The organism is Streptomyces sp. NRRL F-5122 (genome assembly GCF_001507435.1).
GTDB classification, from domain to species: domain Bacteria; phylum Actinomycetota; class Actinomycetes; order Streptomycetales; family Streptomycetaceae; genus Streptomyces; species Streptomyces lannensis.
Genome location: NZ_LMWH01000026.1, coordinates 68,623 through 89,990 on the forward strand (window position 1 = coordinate 68,623; position 21,368 = coordinate 89,990).

The window sequence follows — 21,368 nt, forward strand, 5'->3', positions numbered from 1 at the left end:
CGCAGTGAACTTCCGGAAGCACGGCAGCACTTGCCGGAGCTCCTCCGCAACTGCCGTGCGCAGTCGAGGATTCGCCCTGCCCGGTCCTTGATCGGTGCCGGCTCAGCTTGGACTTCAACCTTGAGGGGGAGCTTTGACCTTCAGCTCCGCAGGTTCGGTCCGGCAGCAACGGTTCAAGCCGCGCCCAGTACGCGTCAAGTCAACGGAACACATCAATCAACGTGCAGATGATCCGCTGGAGACGTTCCGGCACGGTCGAATGTCAGGCCGGTTCGAAGCCGTTCCGGATGACACCGTATTCCGTGGGCGTCTCCCAGCACGTGTAATGGCGGCCAAGAAGATCGGGCAGGTCAATCCCCAGTTGCTTCGCCAGGAGGTCGGCACCGGTCTTGGATGTCCGAGAGGGGTCATCGGCAGCTTGGCAGTGCGCAGTGGCGCCGCGCAGTCCGACAACTACGTACTCCACGCGCCTGCCCGCGCTGATCCCCGATTCCTCGTGGTTCTGCTCGTGCCGGGCATCCATGACCTGCCCACAGAGCCCACAGCGCAAGTCGTCCTTCGAGGCATCCATGGCAGCATCGTACGGCTTCCTCGAACACGCGTTGCGAGCAGCCGTCGCCCCGAAGCACCCAGGCATCGGCTCGCCGGGGTCCCATCGCATCACCCATCCGAAAGAGACGCCCCAGGTGCGCTGTTCGGAAAGGTCGGTGACGTGGACGACCTTCACCCCGGTCGACGTGCGTTCTCGGAACCCAAGCGAGCCGAACGCCGGCCCGTATGCCGGACTATATGCCGGTCGCGAACCACTGCTTCGCCGAGCCGCGTAGATACAGATGTCGCCCCCGCCCAACAGGGCGCGCGTACTGCTTGAGCGGTGCGCCGTCGGGACGGGTGAGCAGTGCTTCTTCGACGGGTATGACTTTGTGCCCATCCATGCGGCACCGGTGGAGCCGGTCGCTCTGCCGATTCCCGCCGAGCATCACGATCTCCTCCCCGTGCACGGCCATTCCCCGGGGAGCGACCACGGACGACGCGCGGACGCAGGTCCGCCCGTTCGTACGGACCTCCAGCAGGGGAAAGGTCGGGTAGTAGCAGGCCCAGGCCACACCGTCGTCGACGTTCAGGGCATAGACCGTATCGATGTATTCGATGCCCTCGGGAGCCGAGTACCGCCATTCCTGACGGCCCCCGCTGTCCCAACGCACCAGGCCCGCGGCGCTGATGGGGTCGGCGTAAACACCTTCGTCGAAGTAGGCGCTCCAGACATGATGCTGCCGGTCCGCCATCGCGAACTCGAAGGCATCCCCCATCTGGAAGGCGTGTCGGCGTCGACCGTCTCTGCCGTGGATCCGGGCGGTGCGCTCATCTCGGGTTCCGCGTCCGTCCACCAGGATGAACCGCCCGTTGGGCAGCGAGTCCACGTGGCTGACCCACGCGCTGACGTCGTGCAGGGTCCGTTCCTGTATGGTGCCGCGGTCGTCGGTGACGAGAATCGCGTCATCAGAGTCGGTGCGGGGTCTGGAATACGGCCTTCCGTACGGTTGCGGTTTGAGTTCCGCATCAGGGCAGATCAGCCAGAGGGCCCTGCCCCAGGCATCCACCGTGGTCGCCACGACCTTCCGGTGGTCGTACCGTCGAGGCAACAGTGCGTGGGGACGCAGTGCCACCTTTCTCAAAGGATCACCTCACGGGCGAACGAACATGGTGGCAACCATGTTCACCTGGTTCCACCACATGCCGCCACTGATTTCAGCGTCCGCGGTGGAGGTGACAACGCACCTGATTCGAGGACCGTTCGGGCAGATGCGCGGCACCGTCAAACCGTCTCGGTGCCGACGGCAATGTCTCCGCCTTGGGCAGGTCAGGCGGTTCGACGGCTGAGGGGAGACAGGACCCGGTCCCATGGCTGAGCGACGGCTTTGCCGCACTACGACGTGGCGGTGCGTGTGGCCAGAGCCGGTTCGGGCCAGGATCCGGCTTGGGCCACCGCCCCTTTGCCCTGGTCATGACCAAACCCTACGCAGTGCCGCGGGACGGTCGGCCACAAGCTGCCAAGCGGACAGCCTTCGACAACGAGCGCGGTGGGAGTTCGAGAACTCTTTCCCTATTCGATGGCACTGTCCAGGCCGAAGACGCGAGTGACGCAGGAGTCGAGCAGCGCTCCGAACGCCTGGGCGGAACGGATCGGCGGAGCAGGGATCCAACGGGCACCGGGCCCTGTCTTCCCGATGACTTGAGGAAGTCAGGGAGCCGGCCGTCTCCACTGCTCGTCGGTCAGCAGGCGCAGGCGCCCGTCGTGGTCATCGAGGTTTGTATGCGGTGGCCAGGACAGAGACGGTCACCCGGTCGGGAAGGGGTCCGCCGTCGTCCAACTCTGCGCGGCTCACGTGACGTGCACTCGGCGTCATCCCCACCAGGTTCAGGGCCTCCAGCCCGCCCAGGGCGATGGAGTACTCCACCCGTTCGGTGACGACGACCTCGAAATAGGGGTCCAGTGCGCGATGCAGGCGTTGTTCCTTGGCTGGGTCGACGGTGACCATTGCAGGTACCCGACCGTGCAATTCGGCCAGATGCCGCCCGGTAGGTCGGACCACGATCAGTCGGCCGGCCGGGCGGAGCACTCGGTGGAACTCGGCTGGATTGCGCGGTGCGAACACGTCCAACACCACGTCGGCCACCCCGTCGGCCAGTGGAAAGGGCCGGAAGACATCCCAGGTGGCGGCAGCGGCTCGTTCATGGGCTCGGGCTGCCGACCGCAGGGCTCGCACCGATGTGTCCAGGCCCAGGCCTCGGGCGCCGGGCAACTGGTCGAGGACGCCGGCCAAGTAGTAGCCCGTACCGCATCCGACGTCCACGACCGTGCCCCGCGCAGAGGATGAGTCGGCCGCCAGGCAGGCCACCGTTCGGCGGATGGACGCGTACCGGCCGGTGGCCAGGAAGCGGCCCCGAGCCTGGACCATGGCCGCGTCGTCGCCGCTGGTGGCGCGGGTGCCCGTCAGGAGGCCGGCATAGCCGTGGCGAGCGATGTCGAAGGTATGGCCCGCCCCACAGCGCAGTGCGCCGTGGTCGGCATGCAGGCGGCGCGTGCGGCACGTCGGGCAGCGCAGCAGGTCGAGGAATCGTTCGAGGGCAGGGGGAAGCAATACGGGCACGAGCACTCCTGGCATGGCTGAGGGGAGGGGACCGTGCCTGCGCGCACCGAAGGTGACTGCCTCAGGAAGGATCGGGCAGTGTCAGGAAGGTGGTTCGCACGGCAGGCACGCCGAAGAGGGCGACGTCGTCCGACATCGCCCTCAATGCCTTCCGATCACAGGAAGCAGCAGTGCGGGGTGCTCGTGAATGCCACCCCATGAGTTTACGAGCCTCGACAAGATCCTTCGTGCTGCCGAAACTGATGCCATGACCGTTGATCGCGCGGCACTTCAAGCCGGCTGGAACCTGACTCGCGCCCACCTTGCCGCAGCCAGGGTCCACCTGGCGGCCGCCCCGGAAACGCAATGACCCACCAACCCGGCCGACAACCCCCGTCCGGGCGGCATCCGGCAGGGTTCGAGTGTCCAGCACCGAATCCCCGTTGAGGTGCCGCGCGATCCGCCCGGTGGCCGTTCGATGATGGTTTCGCAGCGTGGGCCGAGCCGGTGCAAGCCCCGCAGCGTGGGCCGATCCGGTCGGGTGGCGACCGACACAACCGACGAGCAACCGCAAGGCCCGGTCATCGGTGTGCCGGCACGAACCATGTGCGTGGTGGCCAGGGCGTCAGGAGGCCGGGCCTGCGGCCTCGACCATGTCGAGGGAGAGCTGCCACAGACGAGCCGCACTCTGGGGGTCGACGGCGTGGCCGGCCACTCCCCGGCGCACACCCGGCCGGTGCGGACCGGCCTCGTTGCAGTCCTCGAAGTACCGTCCGGTGACACCCTCGACCAGCGGCGAAGCCGCGAGCAGCACCGATGTCGCGGCGCCCTGCTCGATGTTCTTCCAGGACACGTCGGTGCTGGTGGGGTCGAAGGAGGACGGGCTGTTGCCGATGTCCCCGATGTGGCGACCGAGGCGGGTGGTGGTGATGCGGCCGGGGTTGAGGGCGTTCACGCTGATCAGGTCGTGCGCCCAGCGACGGCCGGCCTCGACGGCGAACAGGACATTGGCGGTCTTGGACTGGCTGTAGGCCGCCCAGGGGTCGTAGGGGTGCTCCTCGAAGTTGATGTCGTCGAAGAGCACGTCGCCGTTGACATGGCCGACCGAGCTGACGACGACCACGCGTGCACCGCGGGCCTCCGTCAGGGCGCTGTGCAGGCCGGTCGCGAGGGCGAAGTGGCCGAGGTGGTTCGTGGCGAACTGCAGCTCCCAGCCCTCCTTGGTCCGTTCCAGCGGACACGCCATCACGCCGGCGTTGAGGACCAGGACGTCCAGTGGCCCTTGCCATGCCGCAACGAAGGCGCGCACTGACGCCTGGTCGGCGAGGTCGAGCATCGCGGCGCGCACCGTGCCCGGACCGCTCCCCGGGGTGATCTCCTCGGCCGCCTGTGCACCCGCGTCCAGGTCACGGACGCCGACGATCACCTCGGCGCCGGCAGCGGCCAGCACCCGGGCGGTCTCACGCCCGATGCCGGAGGCTGCTCCGGTGACGAGGGCTCGGCGACCGCTGAGGTCGATTCCGGCCAGCACCTCCTCCGCGGTCGTCAGCGCGCCGAACGGGGTGGTGACAAGGCTGTCTGTCATGTGACTCTCCAGAACGAGGGAAGAGGGCGAAGGGGATGCCGAGATACCGAGCTGCGCGGCGGGTGGCGTGGGGCACGGATCGCCGTAGGCTGATATCCGGAACCGGTTCCGGTTCGTCTTCGACATTAAGCGGAACCGGTTCCGGTTGCAAGTGGCGGCCGGGAGAGAACCGACAGTGAGCATGCAGACACACGCCGTCGCACCGCGGACCCGTGGGCGTCGTCGACGGGCGCATCATCGACGAGTCCGCATCGGCACCTTCGACCCGCGACTTCAAGTGCCGCCACGCCCCACATCGGCGCCGGCATGTCGGTGACACAGGGCACAACCACGGTCACGACACCACGCAGGGTGACCTCCGGCTCGGGTCCGTACAGAGTTCGCGTCGGACCGCACAGACGCCGAATAATTGCTTATCACTCGAATACGGCAGATCTTCTCTCGCGCCAACCGGCTCTTCGCGCCGGAGGGAGTCGTCATCGTGACGAGCAGCAGCCCAGGAAAAGATCAGCATCTCAGCGGCGAACCCACGGACATCCACGACGCGGGTCTTGCGGAAGTCCTGCACCATGCCGTCCGTGAGGCCAAGAAGCGGTTGTCCGCCGTGGCGGCAGCGGTCTACCTGCTGGACGAGGGCCGGGGCGAACTCCGACTCGCACTGGCCGCCGGGAGCCAGCTGTCGCTCTACACGATGCCCGGACGCATGGGACTGGACGGGTACGGCGCATCAGCCCGAGCTCTGCGGTCGGGGAAAGCGGCCGTCCTGGTCGATCCGGATCCTGCCGACCCCGGTCAGAAGCATGTACTGCCGTATCCCTACGTGGCCCTCTCTGCCCCCGTCATCGCCGGGGACCAGCGCTTCGGCGCCCTCACCGTTCTGTGTCTGGAGGACCGTGGCTCCTGCCGGCCCGCCGACGGACTGGCTCTCGTGGAGATCGGCGACAAGCTGGCCAACGCTCTCACCATGCTCGTCAAGGACGGCATCACCGTGGCGGCCGATCCGATGCCGATGTTGATCCCACCGGAGTCCACCACCGACGTGTGCGGGTGCACAGCGGGCTGGGGAGTGCAGGGCGTTCCCGGGTCCGCGGGCACCAGCATGATGTACCCGCTGCGGCGGCTGTCCGTGCTGCTCAACCGCGCGACGACCGTGGACGAGGTCGTCGGGGCCGCCCAGTACTGCATGATGGACCCGCTGCGGGCGCAAGCCCTGGTCCTGGCCACGGCCAGCGAGGGACGCCTCTGGGTGCTGGGACACAGCGGAGCCTCCTCCGGCATGGTCCGCAGCATCCACGGCGCCCGAGTCGAGGACCGGATACCGGCAGCAGAGGCCTTTCGCGGACGCCCGCTGTACATGTCCGCGGACTCCTCGCCGAGCGCCGATCCCCTGTCGGTCGACGAGCCTCGAACCGAGGTGTATCTCCCGCTCATCGGCAACGGACAGCTGCTCGATCTGCCTGTCGTCGAAAGCGGCCGGGTCGTAGGCGTCTGCTGCCTGACGTTCTCCGGGCCCCACAGTTTTCCGCCTGAGGAAAGAGCCCTCCTCGGCATGATGGCGGGCATGCTCGGAGCGGCGGTCGAACGGGTCGAGCTGAACCAACAGCAGCGTGCGGTCGCCGAATGCCTGCAGAGGTTTCTGCTGCCGTCCCGGTTGTCCCACCTGCCGCAGCTGGCCACCACGGCGCGCTACCGCCCCGCCACCGTCACCTCCAAGGTGGGTGGCGACTGGTACGACGTGATCAAACTGGCTGACGACCGTGCGGTGCTGGTCGTGGGCGATGTCGAGGGACACGCCATGGAGAGCTCCGCGGTCATGGGACAGGTACGCACCGCCGTCGCCTCCTATGCCACCGAAGGGCACCGCCCCGCCGCGGTGATAGACCGGACGGGCCGGCTCCTCATAGGGCTGGACACCGGTCTGACCGCGACCTGTTGCGTCGTTGCGCTCGATACGTCCGACCACACCCTAGAGGTCGCCCTGGCCGGCCATCCGGCTCCTCTGGTACGGCGGCCCGACGGAAGCGTCTACGCCTTGGAGGCCCCGGCCAACGTGCCTCTGGGTGTCTGCGCGCCCGGCCCCTACCAAGGATGCGAGCACACCTTCGAGGCCGGTTCCGTCCTGATGCTCTACACCGATGGTCTCGTCGGATGGGACGCAGCCGATCCCGAGGCCCGTGCGCAAGCGCTGCTCGGCTCCGAAAGCCCCGGATCCACACCCGACCTCGAGCAGCTTGCCGACGAGGTGATCGCGGAGGTCTCCGCACCACAGCAGCGGCGGGACGACGCGGTTCTGCTGCTGGCACTGTACGAAGGCACGCAGGGCACTGACAGGCCCCATGTGGGAAGCCTGCACATTCAACGCCGCGATCTGCGCGGGGTCAGGACGGCACGCGCCTTCGTACACGACCAGCTGGACTCCTGGGGGCTGGACGACTTGTCGGAAGCCCTCGAGCTGGCCGCATCGGAAATGGTGACCAACGCACTCATCCACGCCGGCAGCGACGTGGACGTCCGTCTGCGGGCCTTCCCCGATCACGTCCGGCTGGAGGTGCGGGACTCCGACAGCAACCCACCCGTCCCCTCGCCGCTGTCCCTCAGCGAGGAGGACAACGCCGAGGCGGAGCACGGTCGCGGCATGCTGATCGTGGAGTCCTTGGCCGAGATGTGGAACAGCTCCCCCAACGGTCAGGGCAAGACGGTCTCGTTGAACCTGCCCATCTCCCCGCACTGACCGCGCGATCGGCGAACCTCCGAGTGTGCAAGTCGTGGCCGGGAGTCACAACACCCCGCCGCGCGGCGCCACGACAGGCCCGGCCACGCTCCTCCGTTGCGCGTACAAGCAACTACCTTCCACCGCCCGGCCGTTGGCGGGGCGTTCACCCCTCCACGAGGCCCGACCAGAATCCGATCAGCGCCCTCGCCGTCTCCGTGGGACGCTGGAGGTTGGGTGAATGTCCCACGCCCTGCAGGACCGTCCGGTGCGCGTTCAGGCGGGTGGCCATGTCCTCCAGCTCCACCGTCGTCCAGGTGTCGTCCTTATCGCCGTACAGGACGTGCCTCGGCAGCGAGGTCACGGCCGCGAGTTCCGTTGTCCGGTCCGGTTCGGCCAGGAGCCGCCGTCCCACCACGCGCAGGTGCGACGGATGTGTACGCAGCCATCTCGCGCGAAGCCGTTCCGCGTCAGCGAGGGACGCGGGTGCGGGCCGGGACGCCTGCATCGCCTCCCACACTCGTGCCATCGTCATCGTTTCAAGCGCACCCAGGAGCAGCTTCAGCTGCAACTGCCGTTCCTCACCCACTTGCGCAGGCCCGGACGACAGCAGCGTGAGGGACAGAAAGGGCCGGGGGTCCGTCAACACCGCCGCCCTGGCCACCTGCCCGCCCATCGAGTGGCCCAGCAGATGCACCGGTCCACCGAGGGCCTCCACCTGCGCCAGCACGTCCAGGGCCAGAGCTTCCTGCCGATACGCTTCCTCGTCGTCCGGACCGGCAGTCTCGTTCTGCCCACGGGCATCGATCGCGACCGCTCGATAGCCGGCGTCGAACATGTCCGGGAGAAGGGGGACGAACTCCTCCTTGCTGCCCGTGTAACCGGGAAGCAGCAGGACGGTGCCGCGATGCTCCCCGCCGGTCGGCGTGGACTGCAGCGCGGCGAAGTCACCACGCCGGGTTTTCAGCGGCAGCGAACGCACATGGTGCGGCAGAGTGGAAGAAAAGTGCTCAGACATGGGCGGATCATATTCTTTGCCCGTCGCCCGGTCGGACAGCAGGCTGCGCATACGTACGGGACAGACACCTCAGCCCGCTCGCGGATCCGTGGGCGAGTACCCGCATCCCGGCCGAGACTCCGAGCGGAGCTTCACTCACATAACGTGCGGACGTAGATCAAAAGTTCTGCCCGCACATCGCCGAGGACGTCCGCCACGACCGTCGGAGCCACGGTCTATCCGGCCGTCGGAGTGGCGGACGGCGGGGCGTAACTCGGGTGCAGTGAGGCGGGCAGCGGGGCGAGCGACGCGCACAACGAGGTGGGGAAGGCGGGCTCGTTGCGTTGCACGTCCCGGCAGCCTCCGGCCGAGGTCCGCAGCATCGGCTCCCAGCCCGACTTCTTCGCCCGGAAGAACCAGCGATCGCCCAGCCGGGAGGAGCAGGCAGGGTCGGTGGAGTCGCCGCAGGCCGGCCCCGTGCGCCAGGAGAAGTCCAGCACGAGCCACTCCCCGTCGCACTTCTCCGAGTCCCGGTACGTGTGAGCGGGGGCGTCGACCGCCATCAACGCCTGCTCGTAGGAAGCGGCGGTGCAGCCGGTGGTCGGCGGTGTGCAGCCGAGTTCCCCGCACAACCGCAGCGCGGGCGGTTCGGCACCGTGGGCGGTGAAGACCGTGTTGTAGTCGACGACCACCTCCCGGTCGCCCAGCGGTTGGGGCAGCCTGACCTTCGCCGTGGCCGTGCTCTCCTTGGTGCACCCGGAGGCCCTGTCCGCGGACGGCGAGGTGAAGGTGACCTGCACCCGCACGAGGTCCGTCATCGGCTCGGTGAGCACTGCCTTGAGTTCGCGGACACACGCGTGTGCGCCACTGGGCACCTGCGTATCGAGGAACAGCGTGCGGCGGTCGTCGCCGAGATGGGCTCCGGTGACCGCGGAAGGCGCCATAGTGGTCCATGGGATCGGCCCGGTCGTCGTCGACAAGGGTGACCTCCCGTCGCCCTGACCCACCACCTGTGTTCCGCACGCGCCGAGGAACAGTGCGGCAACGCCGCTGAGCAGGGCGACCACCGCAGCTCGACACGTTCTGCCTGCTCGCAAGAGCGCTCAATCCCCCCGGCACGCAACGACGTTTCCCCCAGTCAATATAAGGCGGCGGCCGCGTCACCTGTTCGGTGGGTCGGCCACCGGGCCGACGCTGCGATGTGAGCCCGCCGGCCCCTACGCAACAGCGCCGCCGCCCACCACAACGGCGACCGGAACCTGCCCACAGCACGACGAGCAAGGCCGCCGCGCCCATTGAACACGGCGGCGCCGACACATGCCCGGCAGTCGCCCTGCCTGTACGACATATGAGACACATTTGCTTGACCGGTCAAATATGTGTTGCATGGCCTCGCTGTGCAACCACGTACCGACGGAAGCTTCCTGGGTGCCGCTGCCGGGCCGCCCCCACCTGACCGCAGTGGGCCCGTGCTCCTCCTCCGGCCGACCGGACCTGCCCCCGGACCCAAGAAGCAAGAGATGGCAACGGGGATTGACGCGTCAACCCCCCGTTGTCATGCTGGGGTCCATGGCAGACACCAAGGACCTCTCTGTGCATCAGCCCACCTTGAGCCGTATCAAGGAGGCCCGCGAGCAAGCGATCCACCACGCCCGCCTGGCGCAGCAGTTCGCAGCCGAGCGGCGTGGCTTGATGCAGAGCCTCATCGCCCAAGGCGTGTCGCAGGCCGACATCGCGCGGGAGCTCGGTGTGTCACGTCAGGCCGTTCAAAAGATGCTGGCCTGACCGGCCGCGCTCCCCGCCGTTCGCACGATGGGGTCATGGCCGGCCTCCGATGAGCCGGCGAGGGGGAAGGGCGATGTCCGGCCCGGGTTTCTCGTCGAATCGTGAACCAGCCCCGGCCTCTCGCCCGTATCTCCAGTAGCAGGACCCCACCGACGCGGTGTTCATCAACGGGCCCCGACGGTGGGACGGCGCCCTCACACCCTTCCCCCCTGGCGTGAGGGCGCCCTACTGCGTGCGCCGCTGCACCGCGTGCCCGAACACACTGTCAGTGCGGCAGACCTCGCCGCACGCGCGAACGCTTCGGGCCGATCGGGTGGGGCTTCGCCTCCCGATCCATGGGTCGGTCAGCGGCGTCATGCGTGCGCGAAGCTCGGGACGGCTCGTCTCCCGGCTCACGTGTCGGTCAGCGACGCCATGCGCGCGCGAAGCGTCGCCATGATGTCGCCGACGGCCGCGATCTGCTCGGGGGTGAGGGGCTCCACGAACAACTCCCGGATGGCACGCAGATGAGGCAGGGAGGCCTTTCGAAATGCCTGGGCACCCTGATCGGTGAGCGCCACCTCGGCACCGCGGTTGTCCGTGGCGCACTCGTCGCGCCGGATCAGCCCGCGGCGCTCCATGCGCCCGAGCTGATGCGACAGGCGGCTGCGTTCCCAGTGGATGGCTGCGGCCAACTCGGAGGAGCGCATCCGGAAATCGTCCGCTTCGCTCAGCGCCAGAAGTACCGCGTAGTCCCCCGGCGACAGCGCGAATTCCTTCTGCAGTCGTGACGCGAGTTCGGACCTCAGCGCCTCGGCGGTCTCGATGAAGTCCCGCCAGTCTCGCAGCTCTTCGACAGTGGGATACGTCCTGCGCCGCTGCCCCATGACAGCCACCTCTTCTAATTGGCGCGTCAATCATATCTCTACATACTTGACACGTCAATCAAATGAACCCCCCCGAACGCCCGGCCACCGGGGAATCACGAGCAGGGGGATCCCGGCGGCCGCCGTCTCCGGAAAAGATCGCGTCACCTGTTTGACAGGTGACACTGCCGCTTGCCAGGATCTCACCGGTTGAACCGGTGACGCACAGTGGTGCGGAACCTCCGTCCGTGAGAGCGAAGGCGAAGATGGATCTGAAACTCGAAGTTGTGGTGCTGCCCGTTTCCGACGTCGACCGGGCCAAGGCCTTCTACGAGAAGGCCGGCTTCCGACTGGACGTCGACCATGCAGCCGACGACAGCTACCGAGTGGTGCACCTGACGCCCCCCGGCTCGCAGTGCTCGATACTCTTCGGCACCGGCGTCACCACAGCCGCACCCGGTTCCGTGCGGGGGCTGCACCTCATCGTCTCGGACATCGAGACGGCTCACGCCGAGTTCGTCGAGCGCGGCATCGAAATGGGCGAGATCTTCCATGACGCGGGCGGGGTCTTCCACCGCGGTACGGAAGAAGGACGGGTCAGTGGCCCGCATCCGCAGCGCGCCAGCTACGGCTCGTTCACCGCCTTCAGCGACCCGGACGGCAACGAGTGGGTGCTTCAGGAAGTGACGACCCGGCTCCCCGGCCGGTGACGAAGGCCTCCCACCGAACAAGGATCAGGCGCACACGTTCCGGCAGGACCGCGCGTGCGGAGGCCGGAGCATCCGACGGAGTGACAGGAGCAGTGATGGACGAGGCCTTCCGCACCTACGACGTGGTCGTCATAGGTGCGGGCCCGGTCGGCGAGAACGTGGCGGACCGGGCCCGCGCGGCCGGACTGAGCACCGTGATCGTCGAACGCGAACTACTGGGCGGTGAGTGCTCGTTCTGGGCCTGCGAACCCAGTAAGGCGCTGGTGCGGCCGGTGATGCTGCGCGCGGACGCACGCCGTGTACCCGGGCTGGGCGACGGCGTGAAGGGCCCGCTGGACGTGGACGCAGTGCTCGCGCACCGCGACAGGATGGCCGCGTACTGGAAGGACGACGACCAGGTCGACTGGCTCGATTCCGTCTCCGTGGACCTCATACGCGGCCATGGGCGACTCACCGGTCCACGGCAGGTGACCGTCGAGACCGATGACCAGGGCACTGTCCGGCTGACCGCGCGGCATGCCGTCGCGATCTGCACCGGCTCGGGTACCGCCCTGCCAGAGATCCCCGGGCTCGACACCGCACGGCCGTGGACCAACCGTGAGGCCACGGGCGCCGACCGAGTGCCCGGTCGGCTCGCCGTTGTGGGCGGCGGCGTGGTGGCCGTCGAAATGGCCACTGCATGGCAGGCGCTGGGTTCCCAGGTGACCCTGCTCGTCCGTGGCGGCGGCGTGCTGGCGAACATGGAACCGTTCGCCGGTGAGCTGGTGGCGGAGGAACTGCGCGACTCCGGGGTCGGCCTACGGCTTTGGACCTCCGTCACGTCGGTGATCCGCGAAAGCGGCACGGACGACGGCCTGCGGATCACCCTGGCGGACGGCGAGGAACTGACCGCGGACGAGATCCTGTTCGCCACCGGCCGCTCACCGAACACCGCGGACGTCGGCCTGGAGACGGTCGGACTTCGTCCCGGGGACTGGCTCACCGTGGACGACACCTGCCGCGTCACCGAGGTCGCCGAAGGCTGGCTCTACGCGGTCGGAGACGTCAATCACCGTGCTCTGATGACCCACCAGGGCAAGTACCAGGCCCGGATCGCGGGAGCCGCCATCGCCGCACGCGCCACCGGCAAGCCGGTCGATGACACCCGCTGGGGCGCGCATGCGGCGAGCGCCGACCACACAGCCGTACCCCAGGTCGTCTTCACCGTCCCGGAGACAGTCTCCGTCGGTCTCACCACGCACGAGGCCGCACGCACCGGGCGTCGGGTGGATGTGGTCGACTACGACCTGGCGCGCCTTGCGGGGGCACAGCAGTACACCCCGGGCTACAAGGGCCGGGCCCGTATGCTGATCGACCCCGATCTCGGCACCGTCGTGGGAGTCACCTTCGTGGGCCCGGGTGTCGCGGAACTCCTCCACTCGGCCACGATCGCCGTCACGGGCGAGGTGCCGATCGAGCGGCTCTGGCATGCCGTGCCGGCCTTCCCCACCATCAGTGAGGTCTGGCTGAGGCTGCTCGAGACCTACCGGGACATGAACCGGTAGGTCTCCGCAAGCGGTGGTGCGCCCGCCGGTAGCCCTCCGTACGGCCGCCCGCTCGCACCACCGCCCACTTGCACCGCCGGCGAATCGTCAACCGTTGCACAGCGGCGGCACGGGGGCTGCGTCCATCGAGGAGACGTGCAGGCCGCTCACGTCACTCGGCGTCGGCCGCGGTCGTGTCCGCCTCGGAGTCGTCCTGATCCGTCTCCTCCGGCGGCAGGGGAGCCTTGGGGGGAAGCGACAGGACCGTCCCGGGTATGCGGACGCGGCGCAGACGAGAAGGGGCGTTACTGATCTCCGATCGCTTCATGGCCATTCCCATCTGTGTGTCAACGCGCGGTATCCGCGCCGCAGTCGGCTCGGGGCGAGGGGGTGTCAGGGAAACCACGGACGGGGACGGCGCATTCCGCACTCTTTCAGAGGAAAAGTGTGAGGGGCCTCACGATGCAATGATGAGGTGAGATTGCTCCGACGGCACGGCGAGCGCCCTTCAGCCCGTTCGTTCCCGCAGCCGGTGCTCATGCGCGGGATAGACCCCGAGGATGCGCACCTCCGAGGAGAAGAAGCGCAGCTCCTGCAGCGCGAGGTCCACACGGGGCTCGTCGGGGTGCCCCTCGATCTCGACGTAGAAGCGGCTGGGATTCAGCCCGGCGCCCATCTGATAGCTCTCGATCTTGGTGAGGTTCACGGAACTGCTGGCGAATCCGCCGAGCGCCTTGTACAGCGCGCTGGGGATGTTCCGTACGCAGAAGAACAGGCTCGTCATCGTCGGCTCGCCCGTGGCCGGCGCAAAGGAGGTCTCCCGTGAGAGGACGACGAACCGCGTGGTGTTGTCGGGGTCGTCCTCGACTTCGGACCGCAGGACGTCGAGGCCGAAAAGCCGTGCCGCGGCAGGCGGGGCGAGAGCCGCGTGCCGGGCATCGCCGAGCTCGGCCACCTCTCGGGCCGCTCCGGCCGTGTCGTCACTCACGAGCGTGCGCCAGCCGCCCTCACGCAGCACCTTCCGGCACTGCCCCAGGGCATGCACGTGACTGCGCACGCACTCCACCTGATCGAGCGATGTGCCGGGCACACCCATGAGGTCGAAACGGATGGCCAGGAAGTACTCGGCGACGATGAACAGCCCCGACTCGGGCAGCAGGTGGTGCACGTCGGCGACGCGTCCGGCAGCGGAGTTGTCCACCGGGATCACCGCGACGTCGGCGGCGCCCAGTGTCACCGCATCCAAGGCCTGTTCGAAGCTCGTGCAGGCCAGCTCGTTGCCCGTGGGAAAGAGCGCTCGGGCGACCGTCGACGAGTTGGACCCGGGTTCACCCTGATATGCGACGGTCGTCACTGTGTTAAGCCTTCCACATAGGGATCTTGCTGTGCGGCGGCAGAAGCTCCACAACGAACCGCATACATTGCAGTATCGGTGAAGCGCCCTCGATCAGGCACATCAAGCGGTGACGATCGACGCTCGCGAGCCATCGGGCCGCATGTTCGTAAGCGGCCGCAACCGCCTGACCGACCGTGCGGCAGGCCCGGAGCAGAGGTGGCGCCCAAGGCTGTGGAAGGTGCCACGGGCCGCGACGATCGGGCGTGGCGCGTGGCGTGCACAGCTGCCACGAGGACCGCTCGCTAGTCGTGCAGTACGTCGGCGGGTCCGGCCGACGATGCGGCGGGTGGCATGGTCACGGCAGCCGCCACACGCACCGCGTCGGTGGTGAGCCCGCTCAGGGCATCGGTGAAGCCGGGCCGCGCCCAGGGCCATGGCCGTGACAGCGGTGCGCAGAAAGATCCCATCACCTGTCCGAAGGGGCGCACCCGCGGACCGTGTGGAGAGGCCGGCGGGCATGTACGCGTCTCGAAGTTCGACAGCCGATGTGGCACCCTCCCACGGGCCCCCACTCATGGCCGGCGACAGCAGGCCCGCCTTGATCACGAAGAGGTCCGGACCGCCCTCCGCCGTGTCCCCTCGGCCCTCTGCCGCTCGGCGGCACACGACACCGTCACCCATCCGGGCCGTTCACCGGATGGCAGACGCCACTGTCCGGACAGTGAGAATCCCCCCGGAGGACGTGCGACGGGATCGATGTCGGCTCCTGTGACGGGAAGCGCGCACAGGTGCGGCGCGGCCCAGTTCCAGGCGATGGTGAAACCCTGCCAGGCCGCCGAGGGATCCTCATGGGCGTCTGCCTCGAAGTGTTCAAGCACGCGCGGTAGCACCGATGCCGGCCCGATCCTCCCCGGAGATCCGTTGTGCGCGGGCGACGGCCGAACGGCCTCGCCCGACGTCCGTCCCGTGTCGCGGACAAAACCGCGCGCACCGCAGGGAGGCACGACGCCCTGCGTCGAACGAGTGCGCGCTCCTCCCGTTCCGTCGATGGCGGCGGCAGGAGCGACACACCCGCTGAGCGCGTCAGTCGAGCTTGGACACCTGATAGTGACCGATGTACCACTCACCGTCGATGCGCCGGAGCACGATGCTGAGGCTCACATGAAGGGTCGGCCGGTCGGTGAAGGAGAAGTCGACACTCAGGTAGCCGAGCAGGACATCCTCGGCAAGCGTCCGCGTCTCGAGCACCTCGTATTCCGCCGCCAACCCGAGGGGCTGCGAATCGTAGTACTCCGCGACCCCTTCGCGACCGACGCTGTAGGGGTGGAGCCCTTGGAAAATCGCGTCCTCGGTGAAATACGAGGCCACCTTGTGCGGTTCGCGGGCACCGACCGCGGTCTTCCACCGGTCCATGACGCCGCTCAGCACGGCCCGCTGTGCCTCTGTACTTGTCATCAGGAGTTCCTCATCTCTTGTGGTGCTGCGCCGAACGGCGGCCCGGGGTGGGTGTCGCCGTCTCTGCCGAGCGGGGTCAGCTGGTCCGGCCGGGATCGTTGGGGTGCGACTGCAGGGCGGTGATCACCGCGGTCATCCAGGGCCACAGGGGCAGGCTTCCGAGGACCTTCTCACGCAGTTCCGCCTCGTCGTCGGCACGCCACACACCGATGCTGCGAAGCTCGCCGACCGGACGCCAAAGCCGGAACAAGTGCCCTTGGGCGGTCAGCTCCTTGGCCCGCTCTGCTTCGGCAGCACGGCGCCGGTCGACCTCGGCCGGCTCTGCGCCTTCGGGCACGGTGGTGGTCAGTTCGACCAGGAACTCCTTCATGAATTCTTTCCTCTTCTCGGATGGAACCGGGCGGGGACCACGGGGCTTCGGGTCCGGAGGGGGCCCTCCAGGTGCCGCACAAGCCGGGAACCGCTCGTGCGGCACCTACAGGACGTGCGTGTCGTCAGGCGGCAGCCTTCAGGGCGCCTGCCATCTTGATGACGCGCTGGACCTGGATGCGGGCCGCGATGCGGGTGACGTCGCCCACGGGGTTGGTGCCCTGCGCGTCGACGTGCGAGGTGCCGTAGGGGTTTCCGTCGACGAACTTGTTCGGCTCGGTGAAACCGGGGGTGACGGTGAGCCCACCGAAGTGGTGAATCGAGTTGTAGAGGGCAAGGAGAGTCGACTCCTGGCCGGCGTGGGCCGTCGCGCTGGAGACGAAGCCGCTGTACACCTTGTCGGCCAGCTTGCCCTCGGCCCAGAGGCCTCCAAGCGTGTCGATGAACTGCTTCAGCTGCGATGAGACGTTGCCGAAACGGGTCGGCGTGCCGAAGATGACGGCGTCGGCCCACTCGACGTCCTCCGGGGTGGCCTCGGGAACCAGGGCGGTGGCCGCGTGGTTGGCCGCCCAGGCGGGATTGGAATCGACGGCGGCCCGCGGAGCGAGCTCGGCGGCCTTCACAAGCCGGACCTCGGCGCCGGCCTTGACGCCTTCGTCGTGGAGCTCCCTGGCGATCTCCGTGATCGTGCCGGTGGACGAGTAGTAGACGATGGCGAGCTTGACGGGGGTGGCCACGAAGGTGCTCCTTCATCAAGGGATCGAAAAGATCGGTCGAAGTAGTCGACCGGTCAACTAAACTAGACGACCGGTCGACAACCGTCAAACACTCCCCGGCACACGAGGGGCATGCACCGGACCGGGGACGCGCCGACCTCGGGACACCACTGGGCCCCGCACACCGCACGAGTCGCCCGACGACGCGTGGCCGGCGATCCTGGGGTTGCCGCCCGCCTAGGACCTCCAGGGCCCATCTCCGCGCCTGCGATCGCGTATGTCCCCCGGCAACGCCCACGGGCGGGCCGAGGGCGGCGACCCCGCACAGGCCGGCCGCCCAGGGCTTCGTCGAAGCCCTTCGTCTCTGGCGCGGTCCCACATCGTCGCCGACGGTACGTCGGTCACTGGGCATCCGGCATTCACCTCGGTCGGCCATGAATTCGTCGCGACGATCAAAGAGGCCGCCGACGAAGTTCTCGCGGCTGCTCCGTCCCTGTCTGAGGACGTGCTGACGGCCCTGCGCCGAGCCGTGGATCACCACCCCGACAACGAGCCCACTCACGGATCATCACCGCCATGGCCGTCACGGGGCGTCAGGCGGAGGCCCTGAACCAGTCGAGGCCCCCGCCGCAATCCGGCCGACGAACTCGGTGCCGTACCTGGCCCTCAGCTGCGCGCGGCCCAGCAGCACCTTCTGAACCCCAAACCCTCCCGGGACGCCAACCGTCACGGACGGCAAGCCGAAGCCATGGGCGGTGCCCCTCATCTTCCGGCCGACTCCCTGCCGTTCGCCGGCCGCGAGGAGGTACTGCGGCACTGCTGCCGGTCCCCGAATTCGGGTCGCGGTAGGTCGCGCCGACAACTTCCTTGCGTGCGTGGGGTTTGCGTACCCGGTCGACGACGAGGTGAGGCTGTCGCATTCCGCGGTGCCGACATATCTGACGCAGCCTGCTCCCGTGATTGCTGGACTCCAGGTAGGTGCGGGTTTCTTGGTGAGCACCGGGCCCAACGACATCAAGGCACCCACATTCACCTACCCGCGATGCGTTTGCGGGTAGGAGGAACATGCAGAACATCTGTTTCTCGTGTGTGCCAGCCGACGCAGGAAAGGCCCTGCGCACGTCCGCGTCCAACTTGATCGGGCACCTACACTGTGCGTATGACAGACGCGACGACGATCGAACCTCTGAATAGGGACGAGGAGGCCTTCCTACGGGCTCTTGGCAGGGTCATGGCGCTCCTGCCCCGAACCGTCGACGCGGACATGCTCGAGGAACATCCGATTTCCGGTACCGAGTACAGAGTCTTGATGCACCTCTCCGAAGCGCCGGACAACCACATGCGCATGAGCGAGTTGGCCAACATGTGCGGGCTGTCCCTCAGCGGGATGACAAGAGTGGTGAACCGACTTCAATCACAGTCATTCGTCGTTCGTGAGAAGTGCTCCGACGACGGAAGGGCCTGGTTCGCCGTGCTCACGGCTGCCGGATTGGCGCAGCTCAAGGAGGCGTGGCCCACCAACCTCGCGAGTGTGCGACGCCATGTCTTCTCCCGGCTGGAGGGCTGCGACATCGCCGCGGCCGCCGAGGTGTTGGAGCGTATCGCTCCCGAGTAGTTGCAGCGTGTCCGAGCCCATCTCTTCCAAGGGGCGCTACGACTACTGCGTGCACTGAGCCTTTTCCAACCTCGGCTTGCTGTGTCGAGGTGCGGGACGAGGACGGCTTGGACGAGTGCGGTGAGGCGAGTCGTGCTCCACCGCCGGCACGCTGCCGTACTCAGGGGCTTACCGCGGCGCCGGTGGCGCCGCCATCCCCGCGCCCGACCTACCGCCCGGCACTCATGCCGCCGTCCACGTGCAGGATCTCGCCGGTGACGAACGGGGCGTTCTCCAGGTAGAGCACGGCGTCCACGATGTCGCTCTGCTCCCCCAACCTGCCGACCGGATGCATGGCGGCGAGTGCTTCATGGTCTTCCACGGCATGCATCGGGGTGTTGACGTTTCCCGGCGATACAGCATTGACCCGAATCCCGCGTGTGGCGTACTCGATGGCAAGTGATTTCGTGGCCGACTGAAGCCCTCCCTTGGTGAGCGAAGCCAGCACCGAGGGAACCCGCGAATCCGCGTTGTCGACCAGGCTCGTGGTGATGTTCACGATGTGCCCGCCCCCCTGGGACAGCATCTTCTCGACGACGAGCTGGGTGATGCGGAAGAAGCCTGTGAGGTTGACACGGGTCACCGCTTCGTAGTCGCCCTGGGTGTACTCCGTGAAGGGCTTGGATATGAAGATTCCGGCATTGTTGATGAGCGTGTCGACACGGCCGAACTTCTCCATCGCCGCAGCGACGACACGTTCGGCTGTCGCGGCCTCGGCGATGTCGCCCTGGACCGTCAGGGTGCCCTCGTCGTCGGAGGGGGAAATGTTGCGGGAGGTCCCGACGACGCCGTAACCGCTCTTGCGAAACGCTTCCACGATGCCCGCACCGATGCCCTGCGAGGCACCGGTCACGACGGCGACCTTCTTGACGTGATGAGAGGTCATTCTCAACGAACCCCCTTCGCTGCAGGGCTGGGGAAGCGGGAAGTTTCCGCGCCACCCCTAGACCAGTGCCTTGAGCAGTCGCTCTGCCAGGACCGCGGCCGATGCCGGGTTCTGCCCCGTGTAGAGGGTTCGGTCCACCACCGTGTACGGCTTCCACTTCTCGCCGCGCATGAATTCGACGCCGAGTCCCCTCAGTTCGTCCTCCAGCAACCACCGTGCCCTGGGCGCCAGGCCGACGGCCTCCTCTTCTTCGTTGGTGAAGGCCGTCACCTTGTAACCAGCGAAGGGGGACATACCATGCATCCTGGTGGCCAGCATCGCAGCGGGCGCATGGCACACAACGGCGAGGGGCTTGCCCGAGGCCAGTGCCGCCGTCAGCAGTCGGCCCGCATCGGCGTCGACGCACAAGTCCTCCATGGGCCCGTGGCCACCGGGGAAGTAGACGGCGTCGTAATCCTCCAGTCGCGCGTCCGCCAACTGTATGGGGCGCCGCATCTCCTCCGCGGAACGGATGATGGCCTCGAGGTCGAGGGCGATCTCGGCGCTACCCGCCATCTCCGGGCGCAGGCTCATCATGTCGACAGTGGGAACAACACCCCTGGGCGTGGCCACCACAACCTCGTGCCCGGCAGCCTTCAGCGCCTTGTAGGGCACCGCGAACTCCTCGGCCCAGTAGCCGGTCGCATATCTGGTGCCGTCCTTGAGCGTCCAGTACGCGGTTCCAGTCATCACGAAGAGTAGTTTCGCCATGCGGGAAGCGCCTCCTCATTTTCACCCCGGCGACTGAGGCATTCTTCGCCGCTTATCAGCGTAAGTCGCCCCCTCGTCGGCCGCATGCGGGGCCACGATCCCGTCCACGTGCGCGTAGGGCGATCCTTCGCGCTGTCTCCGCGGCGGCGTCCGAGGCGACTGCACAGGCCCGGCACGCCATGGTCAGCGTTTACGTCGCGTAACGATGACGTCCTCAACGTCACTTCTCGAAACGGTGACGAGTCGCATGGCATCGGTGAGGCCCATCACATGCGATGGGGTCCGGCACCCGTGCCGGACCCGATCTGCACGGCCGCGTTCAACAAGGTGTGACGCGAGGCTCGACGACCGGCCTGCCGATTGAACGGAGTGTCCTCCGTGGAGGGCGGTCGACCGACTCCCAAGTGCTGACTCGGCAGGGCCGTACGCAGGAGGTCCATGGACACTCGAGGTACGCCGATGAAGCATGCGCCTCGCCGGCTCCGCCCTACAGCCGGATCACGAAGCAGCCCGTCGCTTCGCCGATCGTCACAGTGATCCGCAACTTTGTGCCGCCCGAGGTGGGCACGAAGATCGTGCCGTTGTAGATGCGCTCTGGACCGGCCGTCGGCGGCGGGACCACCGTCTTGATGTCCTTCGCCGTCCGCACATACAGCGCCGGATCGGATGGGCGCTCGTCGTCGACAACCTCCACACGGATGACGGCGTCATCGGTTCGGCTCGGTCGATTCGAGGCTGCCACCCAGAACTTGGCGAGTCCGGACTCGTGACCGGCCCCCCGCATACCCGCGAAGGGACCGGCGATGACCCCGCCGGATGTGGCGGAGTCCTCCTCATCCCCCACGGTGGTACATCGAGTTGCGGCACCCGGAGTGGTCGGAGCCCTCACTGGACGAGCCGAGTCCTGCGCAGACGG

At 67.6% G+C, this 21,368-nt stretch carries 20 protein-coding genes; 5 read left to right on the forward strand and 15 right to left on the reverse strand.

Annotated elements, in window-relative coordinates; all coding sequences use genetic code 11:
- Positions 1 to 262 precede the first annotated feature (262 nt).
- From ADL25_RS05270 to ADL25_RS05285, 4 genes are all read right to left on the reverse strand, one after another.
- Positions 263 to 571, reverse strand: a complete 309-nt coding sequence (locus ADL25_RS05270) for a hypothetical protein (protein WP_234380603.1) — start codon at positions 569 to 571, stop codon at positions 263 to 265.
- Between the two features lie 214 nt (positions 572 to 785).
- Positions 786 to 1,667, reverse strand: a complete 882-nt coding sequence (locus ADL25_RS05275; protein ID WP_234380624.1) for a hypothetical protein — start codon at positions 1,665 to 1,667, stop codon at positions 786 to 788.
- 633 nt (positions 1,668 to 2,300) lie between these two features.
- Positions 2,301 to 3,152: a putative RNA methyltransferase gene (locus ADL25_RS05280; protein WP_059126440.1), complete on the reverse strand. Its 852-nt coding sequence runs from the start codon at positions 3,150 to 3,152 to the stop codon at positions 2,301 to 2,303.
- A gap of 604 nt (positions 3,153 to 3,756) precedes the next feature.
- Positions 3,757 to 4,716, reverse strand: coding sequence for an SDR family NAD(P)-dependent oxidoreductase (locus ADL25_RS05285; protein ID WP_059126441.1), 960 nt, complete (start codon positions 4,714 to 4,716; stop codon positions 3,757 to 3,759).
- Positions 4,717 to 5,197: 481 nt separating this feature from the next.
- Here ADL25_RS05285 and ADL25_RS05290 point away from each other — a divergent pair, with 481 nt between their 5' ends.
- Positions 5,198 to 7,447 carry a SpoIIE family protein phosphatase gene (locus tag ADL25_RS05290; protein WP_107116521.1) on the forward strand — a complete coding sequence of 750 codons (2,250 nt, stop codon included), beginning with the start codon at positions 5,198 to 5,200 and terminating at the stop codon, positions 7,445 to 7,447.
- Positions 7,448 to 7,592: 145 nt separating this feature from the next.
- Here the strand turns inward: ADL25_RS05290 and ADL25_RS05295 are convergent, their stop codons facing one another.
- On the reverse strand, positions 7,593 to 8,444 hold the full coding sequence (locus ADL25_RS05295; protein ID WP_059126525.1) for an alpha/beta fold hydrolase: 852 nt from the start codon (positions 8,442 to 8,444) through the stop codon (positions 7,593 to 7,595).
- A 215-nt stretch (positions 8,445 to 8,659) separates the two neighbouring features.
- A complete protein-coding gene (locus ADL25_RS05300) occupies positions 8,660 to 9,367 on the reverse strand; it encodes a hypothetical protein (protein ID WP_319114552.1) in 708 nt (235 codons plus the stop codon).
- 625 nt (positions 9,368 to 9,992) lie between these two features.
- Here ADL25_RS05300 and ADL25_RS05305 point away from each other — a divergent pair.
- Positions 9,993 to 10,208 (forward strand): helix-turn-helix domain-containing protein, encoded by a 216-nt coding sequence (locus ADL25_RS05305; RefSeq protein WP_147318063.1) that lies wholly within the window; start codon positions 9,993 to 9,995, stop codon positions 10,206 to 10,208.
- A 392-nt stretch (positions 10,209 to 10,600) separates the two neighbouring features.
- On the opposite strand, the gene ADL25_RS05310 is transcribed toward ADL25_RS05305, so the two are convergent.
- Positions 10,601 to 11,074, reverse strand: a complete 474-nt coding sequence (locus tag ADL25_RS05310) for a MarR family winged helix-turn-helix transcriptional regulator (RefSeq protein ID WP_059126443.1) — start codon at positions 11,072 to 11,074, stop codon at positions 10,601 to 10,603.
- Between the two features lie 245 nt (positions 11,075 to 11,319).
- On the opposite strand from ADL25_RS05310, the gene ADL25_RS05315 reads away from it, so the two are divergent.
- Positions 11,320 to 11,763, forward strand: coding sequence for a VOC family protein (locus ADL25_RS05315; RefSeq protein ID WP_059126444.1), 444 nt, complete (start codon positions 11,320 to 11,322; stop codon positions 11,761 to 11,763).
- A 95-nt stretch (positions 11,764 to 11,858) separates the two neighbouring features.
- Positions 11,859 to 13,307, forward strand: coding sequence for a dihydrolipoyl dehydrogenase family protein (locus ADL25_RS05320; protein ID WP_059126445.1), 1,449 nt, complete (start codon positions 11,859 to 11,861; stop codon positions 13,305 to 13,307).
- Positions 13,308 to 13,458: 151 nt separating this feature from the next.
- Here ADL25_RS05320 and ADL25_RS48870 read toward each other — a convergent pair whose 3' ends face one another.
- From ADL25_RS48870 to ADL25_RS05340, 5 genes are all read right to left on the reverse strand, one after another.
- Positions 13,459 to 13,614: a hypothetical protein gene (locus tag ADL25_RS48870; protein WP_159044888.1), complete on the reverse strand. Its 156-nt coding sequence runs from the start codon at positions 13,612 to 13,614 to the stop codon at positions 13,459 to 13,461.
- Positions 13,615 to 13,794: 180 nt separating this feature from the next.
- A complete protein-coding gene (locus ADL25_RS05325; RefSeq protein ID WP_059126446.1) occupies positions 13,795 to 14,640 on the reverse strand; it encodes a prephenate dehydratase in 846 nt (281 codons plus the stop codon).
- A gap of 1,065 nt (positions 14,641 to 15,705) precedes the next feature.
- Positions 15,706 to 16,077, reverse strand: a complete 372-nt coding sequence (locus tag ADL25_RS05330) for an SgcJ/EcaC family oxidoreductase (protein WP_059126447.1) — start codon at positions 16,075 to 16,077, stop codon at positions 15,706 to 15,708.
- Between the two features lie 76 nt (positions 16,078 to 16,153).
- A complete protein-coding gene (locus tag ADL25_RS05335) occupies positions 16,154 to 16,447 on the reverse strand; it encodes a muconolactone Delta-isomerase family protein (RefSeq protein ID WP_059126448.1) in 294 nt (97 codons plus the stop codon).
- Positions 16,448 to 16,571: 124 nt separating this feature from the next.
- A complete protein-coding gene (locus ADL25_RS05340) occupies positions 16,572 to 17,183 on the reverse strand; it encodes an NAD(P)H-dependent oxidoreductase (RefSeq protein ID WP_059126449.1) in 612 nt (203 codons plus the stop codon).
- 1,138 nt (positions 17,184 to 18,321) lie between these two features.
- On the opposite strand from ADL25_RS05340, the gene ADL25_RS05350 reads away from it, so the two are divergent.
- The gene (locus ADL25_RS05350; RefSeq protein ID WP_059126451.1) at positions 18,322 to 18,777 is read left to right on the forward strand and encodes a MarR family winged helix-turn-helix transcriptional regulator; all 456 of its coding nucleotides are present in this window, start codon (positions 18,322 to 18,324) and stop codon (positions 18,775 to 18,777) included.
- Positions 18,778 to 18,985: 208 nt separating this feature from the next.
- Here the strand turns inward: ADL25_RS05350 and ADL25_RS05355 are convergent, their stop codons facing one another.
- The 3 genes from ADL25_RS05355 to ADL25_RS48875 form a co-directional block, all read right to left on the reverse strand.
- Complete coding sequence (locus ADL25_RS05355; protein ID WP_059126452.1) at positions 18,986 to 19,702, reverse strand: SDR family NAD(P)-dependent oxidoreductase; 717 nt, start codon at positions 19,700 to 19,702, stop codon at positions 18,986 to 18,988.
- Positions 19,703 to 19,759: 57 nt separating this feature from the next.
- A complete protein-coding gene (locus ADL25_RS05360; protein WP_059126453.1) occupies positions 19,760 to 20,452 on the reverse strand; it encodes a type 1 glutamine amidotransferase domain-containing protein in 693 nt (230 codons plus the stop codon).
- Between the two features lie 487 nt (positions 20,453 to 20,939).
- Positions 20,940 to 21,146: a hypothetical protein gene (locus tag ADL25_RS48875; protein WP_147318062.1), complete on the reverse strand. Its 207-nt coding sequence runs from the start codon at positions 21,144 to 21,146 to the stop codon at positions 20,940 to 20,942.
- Positions 21,147 to 21,368 lie beyond the last annotated feature (222 nt).

Bases quoted from the DNA above. Each gene is read 5' to 3' on its own strand.
- ADL25_RS05270 (WP_234380603.1), bottom strand. From the start codon at position 571: ATGGATGCCTCGAAGGACGACTTGCGCTGTGGGCTCTGTGGGCAGGTC.
- ADL25_RS05285 (WP_059126441.1), bottom strand. From the start codon at position 4,716: ATGACAGACAGCCTTGTCACCACCCCGTTCGGCGCGCTGACGACCGCG.
- ADL25_RS05295 (WP_059126525.1), bottom strand. From the start codon at position 8,444: ATGTCTGAGCACTTTTCTTCCACTCTGCCGCACCATGTGCGTTCGCTG.
- ADL25_RS05300 (WP_319114552.1), bottom strand. From the start codon at position 9,367: ATGGCGCCTTCCGCGGTCACCGGAGCCCATCTCGGCGACGACCGCCGC.
- ADL25_RS05305 (WP_147318063.1), top strand. From the start codon at position 9,993: ATGGCAGACACCAAGGACCTCTCTGTGCATCAGCCCACCTTGAGCCGT.
- ADL25_RS05310 (WP_059126443.1), bottom strand. From the start codon at position 11,074: ATGGGGCAGCGGCGCAGGACGTATCCCACTGTCGAAGAGCTGCGAGAC.
- ADL25_RS05315 (WP_059126444.1), top strand. From the start codon at position 11,320: ATGGATCTGAAACTCGAAGTTGTGGTGCTGCCCGTTTCCGACGTCGAC.
- ADL25_RS05320 (WP_059126445.1), top strand. From the start codon at position 11,859: ATGGACGAGGCCTTCCGCACCTACGACGTGGTCGTCATAGGTGCGGGC.
- ADL25_RS48870 (WP_159044888.1), bottom strand. From the start codon at position 13,614: ATGAAGCGATCGGAGATCAGTAACGCCCCTTCTCGTCTGCGCCGCGTC.
- ADL25_RS05330 (WP_059126447.1), bottom strand. From the start codon at position 16,077: ATGACAAGTACAGAGGCACAGCGGGCCGTGCTGAGCGGCGTCATGGAC.
- ADL25_RS05335 (WP_059126448.1), bottom strand. From the start codon at position 16,447: ATGAAGGAGTTCCTGGTCGAACTGACCACCACCGTGCCCGAAGGCGCA.
- ADL25_RS05350 (WP_059126451.1), top strand. From the start codon at position 18,322: ATGACAGACGCGACGACGATCGAACCTCTGAATAGGGACGAGGAGGCC.
- ADL25_RS05355 (WP_059126452.1), bottom strand. From the start codon at position 19,702: ATGACCTCTCATCACGTCAAGAAGGTCGCCGTCGTGACCGGTGCCTCG.
- ADL25_RS05360 (WP_059126453.1), bottom strand. From the start codon at position 20,452: ATGGCGAAACTACTCTTCGTGATGACTGGAACCGCGTACTGGACGCTC.